General features: G+C 68.8%; 10 protein-coding genes. 6 read left to right on the top strand and 4 right to left on the bottom strand.

Annotated elements, in window-relative coordinates; all coding sequences use genetic code 11:
* Window positions 1-36 precede the first annotated feature (36 nt).
* The 5 genes from AB0P17_RS11040 (at window position 37) to AB0P17_RS11060 (ending at window position 6,274) form a co-directional block, all read left to right on the top strand.
* Window positions 37-1,071 (top strand): substrate-binding domain-containing protein, encoded by a 1,035-nt coding sequence (locus tag AB0P17_RS11040; protein WP_365809674.1) that lies wholly within the window; start codon window positions 37-39, stop codon window positions 1,069-1,071.
* 72 nt (window positions 1,072-1,143) lie between these two features.
* A complete protein-coding gene (locus tag AB0P17_RS11045) occupies window positions 1,144-2,433 on the top strand; it encodes an extracellular solute-binding protein (RefSeq protein WP_365809676.1) in 1,290 nt (429 codons plus the stop codon).
* A 44-nt stretch (window positions 2,434-2,477) separates the two neighbouring features.
* Entirely contained in the window at window positions 2,478-3,368 is an 891-nt protein-coding gene (locus AB0P17_RS11050) for a sugar ABC transporter permease (protein ID WP_365809678.1), read from the top strand.
* The gene (locus tag AB0P17_RS11055) at window positions 3,358-4,221 is read left to right on the top strand and encodes a carbohydrate ABC transporter permease (RefSeq protein WP_365809680.1); all 864 of its coding nucleotides are present in this window, start codon (window positions 3,358-3,360) and stop codon (window positions 4,219-4,221) included. Before AB0P17_RS11050 ends, AB0P17_RS11055 begins: the two co-directional genes overlap by 11 nt.
* 82 nt (window positions 4,222-4,303) lie before the next feature.
* Window positions 4,304-6,274, top strand: coding sequence for a hypothetical protein (locus tag AB0P17_RS11060; RefSeq protein WP_365809682.1), 1,971 nt, complete (start codon window positions 4,304-4,306; stop codon window positions 6,272-6,274).
* Between the two features lie 611 nt (window positions 6,275-6,885).
* On the opposite strand, the gene AB0P17_RS11065 is transcribed toward AB0P17_RS11060, so the two are convergent.
* The 4 genes from AB0P17_RS11065 to AB0P17_RS11080 are packed head-to-tail and all read right to left on the bottom strand — an operon-like array spanning window position 6,886 to window position 10,881.
* Window positions 6,886-8,370, bottom strand: coding sequence for a HAMP domain-containing sensor histidine kinase (locus tag AB0P17_RS11065; RefSeq protein WP_365809683.1), 1,485 nt, complete (start codon window positions 8,368-8,370; stop codon window positions 6,886-6,888).
* Window positions 8,367-9,065 carry a response regulator transcription factor gene (locus AB0P17_RS11070; RefSeq protein ID WP_365809685.1) on the bottom strand — a complete coding sequence of 233 codons (699 nt, stop codon included), beginning with the start codon at window positions 9,063-9,065 and terminating at the stop codon, window positions 8,367-8,369. The genes AB0P17_RS11065 and AB0P17_RS11070 overlap by 4 nt, the downstream gene beginning before the upstream one ends.
* 35 nt (window positions 9,066-9,100) lie before the next feature.
* Window positions 9,101-9,967 (bottom strand): ABC transporter permease, encoded by an 867-nt coding sequence (locus AB0P17_RS11075; RefSeq protein WP_365809687.1) that lies wholly within the window; start codon window positions 9,965-9,967, stop codon window positions 9,101-9,103.
* Window positions 9,967-10,881 (bottom strand): ATP-binding cassette domain-containing protein, encoded by a 915-nt coding sequence (locus AB0P17_RS11080; RefSeq protein ID WP_365809688.1) that lies wholly within the window; start codon window positions 10,879-10,881, stop codon window positions 9,967-9,969. The genes AB0P17_RS11075 and AB0P17_RS11080 overlap by 1 nt, the downstream gene beginning before the upstream one ends.
* Window positions 10,882-11,634: 753 nt before the next feature.
* On the opposite strand from AB0P17_RS11080, the gene AB0P17_RS11085 reads away from it, so the two are divergent.
* Complete coding sequence (locus tag AB0P17_RS11085) at window positions 11,635-11,892, top strand: helix-turn-helix domain-containing protein (RefSeq protein ID WP_365809689.1); 258 nt, start codon at window positions 11,635-11,637, stop codon at window positions 11,890-11,892.
* Window positions 11,893-12,161 lie beyond the last annotated feature (269 nt).

A 12,161-nucleotide genomic window follows, 5' to 3' on the forward strand; every position in this document is an offset into this window, starting at 1 on the left:
AGACTTCCAGAACTCGAAGTGATCGAAGGGATACTCATGCGTGACAAAGAGCGTCGACCGTCGCTCGCCGAGGTGGCGGGCGAGGCGGGTGTTTCGGTCTCCACCGTGTCGAAGGTCGTGAACGGGGCGCCGGACGTCGCCGCCGACACCCGTGTACGGGTGGAGTCCGTGTTGCGCGACAAGCAGTACCTGTCGCCGAAGCAGCGCTCCCGGCGCGATCTGGCGACGGTGGTGGTCGTGCTCGCGAGTTCGAGCCTGTCGTCGCCACTGACCGTGGAGATCCTGCGCGGCGCCATGCGCGCGGCCCACGAGACCGGGCTTGAGCTGGTCCTTCTCGACCTTCCCGACGGAGTGCCGGCCGCGGGGTGGATCGAGCGGACGAAGCGGAACGGGCCGGTGGCCGTGATCGCGGTGAAATCCCGCCTGAGGACGGAGGAGCGGGCGAAGCTCGCGAAGAACGGAGTCCCGCTCGTCGAGGTCGACACCTACCGGTTGCCGGACAGCGACTCGTACTCCGTCGGCGCCACGAACTTCGCGGGCGGCATGGCGGCCACGCAGCACCTGCTGTCGCTCGGGCACACGCGCATCGGTTTCCTCGGCGGCGTGTCCGACACACAGGCGTCGATCGCGCGCAAGCACGGGCACCTGGCCGCGCTCGCCTCCGCGGGGATCCAGCCCGGCGCCGACATCGTCGAGGAGGGTGACTTCACGTACGAGTCGGGCCTGCGGGCCGCGGAGTCCCTCCTGGACCGACCTGACCGCGTCACGGCGATCTTCGCGGCGAGTGACGCGCAGGCGGCCGGGGCCCTGGAAGCCGCGCGGCGTGCCGGCATGTCCGTCCCGCGCGACCTCAGCGTCATCGGGTTCGACGATCAGCCCGTCGCGCGGATGACGGCGCCGCGGCTGACGACCATAAGGCAGCCGTCGGAGGCGATGGGGTCGTACGCGGTGGACGTGGCGCACAAGCTGCTGCTCGGCGGAGCGCCTCCCGTCTACCACACCGATCTCGCGACAGAGCTGATCGTGCGGGACTCGACAGCGACCCCACAGGTTCTCGAAAATATGTCTTGATTTTCTCGGTAGCTCGTACTTTACTTTCCGCGGAGCGCTGCGAGGCGCGGAATGAGTACGAAGGAGTACTTCATGCGAGCTACCCGATCCCGAAGAGCCGCCATCGCGCTCACCGGAGTTCTGGCCCTGTGCCTCAGCGCGTGCAGCGGCGGCGACACCGGCGATTCAGGTCCGGCCGACCTGAAGATGGCGCTCTGGTCATCCAACAAGGATCACCTGGCGTTGCTGAAGAAGGTCGGCGACGCCTATGTCGCGGAGCACCGTGACGAGGTCGCGTCGATCACGTTCGAGCCCGTCACGAACCCGGACTACATCGCCGGGCTGACGACGCAGATCGCCGGTGGCGACGTTCCCGACCTGGCCTGGATACCCGAGGCGAGCGGCCCCGAGTTCGTCGACGCGGGCGTCCTGCACGATGTCCGCGACACGCTGAAGGGCGCCGACGGCTACGACCTCGACGACATCCTCCCCGCCGCGCTCGCTCCGTGGCAGGACGACAAGGGCGGCGTCTACGCGTATCCGTTCTCCAACTCGCCGTTCGCGCTCTACGTCAACGAAGACCTCCTGAAGACCGCCGGCCAGCCCGATGTGGCAGCACTGGTCGGGACCCCGGACTACACGTGGAAGACGATCACCGACATCGCCGCGGCGACGAACAGCAAGACCAAAGCCGTGGGGTTGAACGTCCCGACGTTCAACCCCACGAACTGGAGCGCGGTGACCATGCTCGGCAACGCATGGGGTGCCGCCCCGTGGTCCGAGGACGGCGCGACGTGCGAGTTCACGTCGCCGGAGATGATCGACTACCTCACCTGGTACCAGAAGCAGATGAGCCGCGGCGCCATCCCCACCATCTCGGGAAAGGCGGAGCCCGCGGCGTTCGCGAGCGGCGACGTGGCCTTCAGCGTCGCGCAGCTCAGTCAGTCGGGGAGCCTCGGCGACAGCTTCAAGTGGTCGTTCCTCCCCCTCCCGGCAGGGCCGAAGGGCTACCACCCCATCGTCGGACAGGCGGGGGTGAGCGTGCTTGAACGCAGCAGCCACAAGGAGCAGGCGGCCGGATTCCTCGCCCACCTGACGAACCCCACGAACGCCGAGCTACTCGCGCAGTTCTTCCCGCCTCCCCGTAAGTCGCTCCTCAACGTGAAGACGCTCTCCCGGGCCGCGCCGAAGCTCTCGCCCGAGGCGATCCAGTCGGCGATCATCGACGTGGTCCCCGAAGCCTCGGTGAAGCCGCAGCACCGGGTGCTCTCACAGTTCTCCGACAAGGTCCGTGCGGGCCTCGACCCGGTGTGGTCGGGAGGCGACGTGAAAACCGCCGTCACCGGCATATGCGAACAGATCTCGCCGACGCTCAAGGGCTGACCCCAGTGACCGCACGTACCTCCGCAGCGAACGGCCGAAGAGTCGTGCCGAACCTGCGCCCCCGTCCTGACAGGGACCGCTGGCTCGGCGTGGCCTTCGTCGCGCCCCAGGTCCTCGGCGTCATCGTCCTCGGTGTCGTCCCCTTCCTCTTCGTCATCTGGTACAGCTTCAACGAGTGGCGGCCGCTCACCGGCGAGATGGAGTTCACCGGACTCGACAACTACTCCCGCCTCTTCGCCGATCCGACCTTCTCCGCGTCGGTCATCGCGAGTCTGCTCTTCAGCGCGGGCGTCCTCGTGCTGAACCTCGTGATCGCCATCAGCCTCGCCGTCCTCCTCAACCGGCGGATGAAGGGCATCACCGCGTTCCGCACGATCTTCTTCTCACCCGTCGTGGTGTCCGTGGTCGCCTGGTCCGTGACATGGGGCTTCCTCCTCGCCCCCGACGGAGGCATCAACGGCGCACTCCGGCTCCTCGGCATCGACGGGACCAGCTGGCTCGCCGACTCCTCGACCGCGCTCATCTCCCTCGTCGTCGTGCAGGTGTTCAAGGGCGTCGGCATGAACATGGTGCTCTTCCTCGCTGCTCTCCAGAGCGTCCCGGAGGAGATCCGGGAGGCTGCGCAGCTGGACGGCGCGTCGCCTTGGAGATCGTTCCGGTCGATCACGGTCCCGATGATCGCGCCGACCATCCTCCTCACCGGGATCCTCACCACCATCGGCTCGCTCGAGGTGTTCGCTCCCGTGCAGCTGCTCACCGACGGCGGGCCGGGGAATGCCACGAACGTCCTGCCGTTCTTCCTCTACCGCACGGCCTTCGTCAGCCAGCAGTTCGGATACGCCAGCGCAATCGGCGTCGTGCTCTTCGCCATCATCCTGGCACTGACGATGCTGCAGTGGACCTCCCGCCGGAAGTGGGTACACGATGAGGTCTGATGCATCGAGCGCGGCACGCAGCCGCTCGCGGGTGACGACCGTCACGCTGTACGTGCTGCTCGTGGTCGCGTCCATCCCGTTCCTCTATCCGACGCTGTGGATGTTCTTCTCGTCGTTCAAGCCGGCGAACGAGATCTTCCTCCAGCCTCCTGCCCTGCTGCCCAGGGAGTGGACGCTGGACGGATTCGCGCAGGTGTTCACCGCGCAGCCGTTCCTGCGGCAGTACGGCAACTCGATATACATCGCGGTGATCGTCACCGTGGCATCGATCCTGCTGTCGGCGATGGCGGGCTATGCCTTCGCCCGCATCCGCTTCCCTTTGCGCAACGCGGCGTTCACGCTCATGCTCGCGGCGATGATGGTGCCGACCGAGGTGACGATCATCCCGATCTTCACGGCGGTCAAGGCGATGGGTCTCACCAACACGCACTGGCCGCTCATCATCCTGCCGGTCTTCGGGCCCACGGCGGTCGTCTCCGTGTTCATCTTCCGGCAGCACTTCCTCAGCTTCCCGAAGGAATACGAGGAGGCCGCGCGGCTGGACGGTGTGACACGTGCCGGGGTGTTCTTCCGGATCGCCCTCCCTCTGGCGACGCCGGCGATCGCGGCGGTCGGGATCATGGCGTTCCTTCGCTCGTTCAACATGTACTTCGAGGCGCTCATCTTCCTGCGGACCCCCGAGAACTTCACGCTCGGGCTCGCGATCACGCGCTATCAGGACTTCTACGGCGAGCAGATGTGGAACACGCAGCTCGGCGCCGCGTCGCTGACCGTCGTCCCGATCCTCGTGGTGTTCCTCATCGCGCAGAAGCAGTTCGTCCAGGGCCTCGCCCAGACGGGGCTCAAGGGCTGAGCCGACCCACCACAGCGACGACGCGGACCGGACGCCGCCGCTGACCTCATCGCCCCGGTCGAGAGACGAAGGAGTCGAGACGATGCATGAGGATCAGACACGCCCACCGATGCTGCCGGCGCTCAGCCGACGGAACTTCCTGGTCGGCGTCGGCACCGCCGCGGCGGTGATCGGGACAGGGACTGCGGGAGCGGCGCCCGCGCTGGCGACATCGGAGGGCACCGTGCTGCCACTCGTCGCACCGCTCCCGGCCGGGCAGCCGGTGCGGGCCCGGTTCGCGCCCAACGAGCAGGTACTGGCCGCGTACCTGATGATCGTCGCTCCGCTCGCCAACAGTGTCCGGGACGTCGCACCGAACTACGGGTGGATGGAGGACGGCTGGCAGCGCATGCCCAACCAGCCGTACAACTCCCGGATCATGGAGCACGTCGCCACCCTCTCGTGGTTCTATGCCAACGATCGGCCGTGGAACCCGTACTACCGCGACCCCGCGCTCCTCGCGCGCCTGGACGCCGCCCTCGGCTACTACCTCTCCCTGCAGCACGCCGACGGATCGTACCCGGAGTACTCGCCGACCGAGCATCACCTCTCCCCGACCGGGTTCGGCACCGTCGCGCTCGCCGCCGTCCTCCGGGACCTCCGCGCGGCCGGTGAGCTCTACGACCGCCGACTGCAGATCCGCGACGCCATCCGCAACAGCTCCGCGTGGCTCGTCGACACCTCTCGTCCGCACTGGAACCGCCCGGTCCAGTTCGCCAACCAGGTCGTCGCAGGGCTCTCCGGCGTCGTCGAAGCGGCGCACATCCTCGGCGAACCGGACGTCAGCGCCTCCGTCCCGAACCGGCTGCAGATCATCCTCAAGGACGGACAGGCGCCCGCCGGGTTCTTCCACGAGCCCGTCGCACCGGACGCCGGGTACAACTTCGACGTGATGCTCCCCGATCTCGGCGCGCTGTACAAGCGGCTGCCGGACCCGGCCATCATCCAGCTGGCCGAGCGGTTCGCCGCCTGGTGGGGCTACATCGTCGTCATGGAACCCGGACGCGACGAGGGCTTCATCCTCTCCGGGACGAGCGCACGCAACATCGTCGCGACGTTCGTCACCACCCCGGTGGACGACCTGGACCGCAGCGCGCTCGCACGGACCCTGGTGCCCCACGTGCCCGCGCTGGGCGCGTTCTTCACCAGCGCGGAGGAGAAGACGCAAGCGCGCGACGCCTGGAGCGCCTCCACCGCGCCGGTCTCCCCTCGGCAGAAGCAGGACTCGTCACCGCGGCTGCACATGCACGTTCCGCAGGCCCCGCTCGGGATCCCTGGAGCCCAGCGCGACGCCCAGGTCGCCGCATTGCGCTATCTGCGCGAGTCCACGTTCACCGAACTCCGCAAGGGCACCCTCGACCAGCAGTACGTGTTCGTCCGCCGTCCCGGGTACTACACCGCCGGTCTCTACGGCGTGCGGCAGAACTCGCTCCAGCGGATGGGGACGAACGCGTTCTGGCACCCCGTCGCGGGGATGCTCGCCCTCACCGTCAACAGCACGGGTCCGGACGACTGGACGACCGTCGCCGACACCGTCGGCACCGCCTCCTCACGTGGCCCGGTGACCGCGACGCACCATGCCGGATCGACGGCGTCCGGTGCCGCCATCCCGGCGGACGCGCTGACCGGATACACGGGCGTGTTCACCACGAGGTACGTGACCGCGGACGGCGCTGTGACAACGGACGTGACGCACCGCGCCGATGGAATCAGGCGTCTGCTGACCACACCGGGAGCCTCCCGCGAACGCATCCCCCTCATCATCGGCACCGGAGATCAAGTGGCCTTCGCGAACGGCACGCCGGCACCCTACGGACAGGAGACGATCACCGTCACCCGAGGGCTCACCGTCACCCGCGGAAACATGAGGTTCATCATCGACTGGGGAGTGGGCCGTGAAGCGAAGTACGCGCCGATGGACCGGTCGTACCTGGGCAATCGCACTCATCGCATCCTCACGATCAGCTTTTCCGGGACGCTCTCCGTCAATCTCCGTGTCGAGCCGGTGAGCTGAGTCGCGCGGTCCGCGTCGGCGCCGGTCAGCTCTCCGGCACCGGCGCGAACCCGCCCGGCGGCCTCTCGACCGGCAGCATGTCGCGGATTGCCCCACGATGCTCACGGCCCCGGCGATTTCGAGCCGCGGTCGAGTGCCGACGCTGCTGTCAGGCACCCTTTGCGATGGGTTCCAGGATCGCGACACACTCCACATGATGCGTCATCGGAAAGATGTCGGCCTGGACGCAGGCAGGAAAGCAGCAGGAGCGCGCCCAGTGCGTACGAGAGGCCCGCCGCCGAAGAGGCAGTGTGATCGGAATTCGCTGACGGGGCCGCTCCGGGCCTGGGAGGCTTGTCCCGCCTGTTGCACGCCGCCCGGGGACGGAGCCGCCTATTTTGATCATCCTGGACACGAACATGCTGTGGGGTGTCTCCCCCTGACAACGCCGGCGTCGACCTGCTCGAGACCATCCGGGCGACGGGGCGCACGGCGTCGCCGTCCCATGGACGGTCATGGAGAAGCTGGCCGCGCAACGGGCGCCGCCTAGCTGGGCACGGCGTAGCCGCCACGCAGCACCGCCCGCGTCTATTGTCGGCTCACTTGATGTTTCGGCGCCAGCAGCACGGCGCTCAGGAGTGCAGAGGCAACAGGACGCGGAAATTCGCGCCGGCGCCTGGGGCCGTCTCGATCTCGACACGGCCTCCATGGGCGCGTACGAGGGAGTCGGCGATGGCCAGCCCCAGGCCGGCACCGCCGCCGCGGGCGCGGGCGCGGGCTTTGTCCGCCCGGTAGAACCGGTCGAAGGCCCGTCTTGCCTGATCCGCGGTCATGCCGGGGCCCGCGTCGTGGAATTCCAGGACGGCTAGTCCGCCTCGCGTGCCGATGCCGATACGCACCGGGGTGCCCGCGGGGGTGTGGGCGATGGCGTTGCCGACCAGGTTGGAGGTGACCTGGTGAAGCCGGGCCTCGTCGCCGAGGACGGGGGCTGCGGCGGGTGGTCCGCCGCCGGGGCCGGTGAGGGCGACGGGGCGTTGCGGGTCGAGGGCGCGCAGGTCGTGCAACGCGTCGGCGGCCAGGGTGCGCAGGTCCATGGGGGTGAGCTGTAGCGTCTGTGCGGCGGCGGCCGCGTCCTCGTCGAGTCGGGCCAGGAGCAGGAGTTCTTCCACCAGGCCGACCAGTCGGCCGGCTTCGCGTTCGATGCGGTTCATCGAGGTGTCGACGTCCGAGCGATCGGGCATGCCGCCCATCCGGTAGAGCTCGGTGAAGCCTTTGATGCCGGCCAGTGGGGTGCGCAGTTCGTGGCTGACGTCGGCGATGAAGCGGCGCATACGCTGCTCGGTCTCGGCGCGGGCTGCGTTGCCCGCCTCGATCCGGTCGAGCATGCCGTTGAGCGAGGTGGACAGCCGGCCGAGTTCGGTGCGCGGGGCTGCGAGCTGCGGAACGCGGCGGGAGAGGTCTCCGGAGGCGATGGCGGCGGCGGTGGTCTCGATGCGGCGCAGCGGCCGCAGTCCGCCGCGCACCGCGAACCATCCGGCAAGTCCCAGGAGTCCCAGGACCGCGGCGTCGATCAGCAGGACCTTCTTGGTGAGCTGGCTCATGGCGTCATCGACGTCGCTGCGTGAGCCCGCCACCACCACGCTGCCTACCGAAGCGTCGCTCTCGCCGGAGGCGCTCGGTACGGCGACGGCTCGCCAGGTTTCGCCGCCGCTCGCCGCTTCTGCGGAGAAGGGCTTGCCGTCACGCTTGGCGACCGCCGCGGCATCCAGACGGGGCAGCTGCGGGGCCGGGCCGGTGGCCTGCCGGATAACCTGGGTGACCTGACCGTCGGGGCCGAGGGCGGTGACGTACACGTCCGGGAGCCACGACTGCTCCACGCTCTCACGTACCTGAGGGGCGTCCTCGCTGACCACGTCCGGCAGATCGGGCAGGCGGGCGGTCACGGCGGCGACGCCTTTGACTCGTTCGTCGAGCTGCCGCACGAGTTCACGCTGAAGCTGATCGATGACCAGGCCGGTGCTGGCGAGCAGCGCCGCGACCAGCAACGCGAGAGTGATCGCCAGCAGTCGGCTGCGCAGCGACAGGCCCCGGCTGGGGCGGGCGTCGGCGCCGTTCACTGCGGCGGCCTGCGCAGCACGTATCCGGTGCCGCGCACCGTGTGGATCAACTTGGGCTCGCAGGCGTCCAGTTTACGGCGCAGGTAGCTGATGTAGGAGGCGACGATGCTGTCGTCGCCTCCGAAGTCGTAATGCCACACCAAGTCCAACAACTGTTCCTTGGACAAGACCTGGCCGACGTGTTCCATCAGCGCGCGCAGCAAGTTGAACTCCGTGGGCGACAGGGAGACGATCGCGCCTGCGCGGGTCACCTGGTGACTGTCGGGGTCCAGCACGAGATCGCCCACACTCAGCCGGCCGTCGGGGGCCTGGCCGCTGCTACGACGCAAAATGGCCCGGATCCGCAGGATCAGCTCTTCCAGGTTGAACGGTTTGGTGACGTAGTCGTCGCCGCCTGCGCTCAGCCCGCTGATCCGGTCCTTGGCCGCGTCCAGCGCGGTGAGGAACAGCACCGGTGGCGGGCCGCCCAGCGCGGGCGGCCCGTCCTGGCGCAGACGCCGTACGACCTCGAACCCGTCGAAGTCCGGCAGCATGACATCGAGGACGATCAGATCGGGGCGCGCACGCTGCACCGCGGCCAGCGCCTGCGCTCCGGTGGTCACCGACGTCACGGTGAAGCCGGCCAGCTGCAGGCTCGCAGACAGCAGCTCCCGCAGAGTGGCATCGTCCTCCACCACCAACAACTGCTCTGTCATGGCTGCCCCATTCATGATTGCCCCGTCCGATCTTCCTACGCGTCGCGCTTGCGGAAGGTGAGAAACGCGGCGGCCAGCAGAACGGCCACGCACCCGGCCATCACCGCGAGCCCGGGCCACGGTGTGAGCAGCGACGGATCCTGATAGCTCATCATGACCTGCCCGCCGGCGGATGGCGGCCAGAACTTCGCGGTCCACTCCGACAGCGGCCCCGGCAGGGCCGGACCGAACGCGGGCACGATCAGCATGGCGGCGAACAGGGTGGTCACCGTGGCGGTAGTGCTGCGGATCAGCGTGCCCGCAGCCAGGCCCATGAGTCCGGCGAGAGCCAGGAACAGCCCACCGCCCAGAATGGCGCGCACGGATTGCGGGTCGGACAGCGTCAGGTGCGGTGCGCCCGCGCCCTTGAGTGCCGCCTGGCCCACGAGGAATCCGCTGAACGTGGTCGCCCATCCGGTGATCAGGGCTATCGCGGCGAGCACGGCCGCCTTGGCTGCCAGGACCCGGCTGCGGTGCGGGGCGGCGCTGAGCGTGCTGACGATGGTGCGGCTGCCGTACTCGGCGGTGATCACCATGCCGCCCAGCAGCGCAATGGTGACCTGCGCCAGCATGTACCCCTTCAAGCTGGTGGCCAGCGGGTCGAACGTGAGCTTGTCCGCAGCCGTCATGTCAGCGAACTCATCGCCCACGGAAGAGCCGTTGAGTGCGGCGAGGGCGCCGCCCAGCAGTAGTGTTCCGAGGATGACGTAGAGCGTCGAGCGCATCGTCCAGATCTTGATCCCCTCGGCGTGCAGGACGTGCCGAAACCGCGCTCTGCCGCCCGGCTTCCCGGGTGTGGAGCGGAGCTGCGGCGTCTTGACCGACGCGAAGCGGGTGCGGACGGGGGTGAGGGTCTTGCTCATCAGTCGGCGTCCTTGTCGGAGGAGTACTCGATGCTGTCCTGGGTCAGTTCCATGAAGACCTCCTCAAGCGAGGTCTGTCGCAGTGTCAGCTCGTGGAGCTCGATGCCTCCGGCCGCGGCCAGTGCGCCGATCCGGGCAGGGCCAATGCCGGTGACGACCAGCCGGTCCTCGCTTTCGAGCCGGGCAGCGGCGCCGGACCGGGCCAGGCGCTGTGCAAGGTCGGCGGCCCGCGGTGAGCGCACTACGACTTCCTGGTGGGAGTGCTCAGCGATGAACGCGGACATGCTGGTGTTGGCGATCAGCCGGCCCCGGCCGATCACGACGAGGTGATCGACGGTGAGTTCGATCTCGCTCATCAGATGGCTGGACATCATCACGGCCCGGCCTTCGGCGGCCATCCGGCGCATCAGCTTGCGGATCCAGACGATTCCCTCGGGGTCGAGCCCGTTGAGCGGCTCGTCCAGCACCAGCACCGGCGGGTCACCCAACAGGGCTGCGGCGATGCCGAGCCGTTGCTTCATGCCGAGCGAGTAGGTGCCGGCTGCCCGTCGCGCCACGCCCGACAGCCCGACTTCGTCCAGGACCGCCTCGACACGATCGCGGCCCAGCCCGTTGCTGGCGGCCAGCGCCAAAAGGTGGTGGTAAGCACTGCGGCTGGGCAGCACGGCTCCGGCTTCCAGCAGCGCCCCGACCGCCTTCAGCGGCGCGGGCTGTACCGCCACCGCCAGGCCGTTGACGGCGGCGGTGCCGGAGGTGGGTGCGTCCAACCCGAGGATCATCCGCATCGTCGTCGACTTCCCGGCCCCGTTCGGGCCCAGAAAGCCGGTGACCTCTCCAGAGCGAATGGTGAAGCTCAGGTCGTCGACGGCCAGCACGTCGCCGTAACGCTTGGTGAGCCCGTTCACCTCGATCATCAGATCCTCCAACAAGGGTTGCGATAAGACAGCCACCGTGGTCGGCGCGCCCGAGATCCACCCTGGCCAACGCATCTGGGACAAGCTGTGCGCCTTGTGAGCCGTATGTGAGCCCCGCACCCCCGTGAACTGGCAAAGGCGCAGCTCAGCGGTCGGAGCGCGGAAGTGGGTGTGGCGCACGGCCCGCGGACTCACACAGAACTCCCATAAACCAGTTCCGCACCCCGCCAGCCGCCCGCCGCATCTGCCCGGCATGCGGGCGCACGGACCACGGGGGCGGCTGTGGCCGACTCGGCACGAGCGGGCACCCCTGTCCGAGCACCCGGCCCGCCACACCTGTGGACTGCATGCTTCGACCTGCTGCGGGGTGGTGTCCGGGGCCACGTGGGAGGCCGGCAGGCTGCGGAAGTGCTGCGCAGGGCCGGGGCTGGGGTCACCCGATGCCGGACGCCGAAAGTGCGGGCCCGTCCTGCTCGGGCAGAGGGCGCGCTGTCCAGGGATTTCATGATCAAAAACTGCTGGGCCGTCACGACCGCTCGTCCAAGACCTTGTCAGGCGCACAGAACCGCAGATCGGCCGGCGTACTGCGTCACCACCGCCTCGACCGGATCCGGCCCGCGAGGCTGGCCCCGTTCGTGGTGCCCATGGTGGAGAACGAACTCACCCTCCCTCACGACGACTTCACCGAGCCGGTCCGGGCCGTCCCGGCGTCCAGGACAACAGGCAGACCGTGAGGGTCACGTGCACCGGCGAGTGAGCAGCGCGCTCACGCTGCTGACGTGCGTCGCCGAGTCGGGCACACCACAGGCGGTCTCCGACCTGGCCGAGCGGACTCGCCTGAGCAAGTCGACAGCCTCGCGGCTCGCCGCCGAACTCGCGTCGTGCGGGGTGCTCATCCGGAGCGGCCGTACCGGCACGTACCCCCTCGGCGCCAGGGCGTTGGTCCTCGCCGGCGCCGCGGCACCGTACCTGGTCGAGGTCCAAGTCGCGCTCGGTCAGCTCCGACCATAACGGGCGAGACCGTCTGCCTGGTCGCCGAGACCGTCTCGGCGGTCGGGGACCCGTCCCACCGCGTCGGGTCGACGCCGATCTTCGTGCCGCGCAAGGCGGCCAGGGCGGGGCGGCAGATCCAAGGATCCGGCGCCCCGCCCTGATCGACAGATGTTTCACCGGCGCTCGCCTGGACGGCGACCCCTGGTCCGAGCAGCGCTACTCCTACCAGGAACTCCCGGGCGACGGCCCGGAACTTTGACGGGGCCGGGGCCGGACCCCAGGTCCGG

It is taken from the genome of Streptomyces sp. NPDC088124 (assembly GCF_040685895.1).
GTDB lineage: Bacteria > Actinomycetota > Actinomycetes > Streptomycetales > Streptomycetaceae > Streptomyces.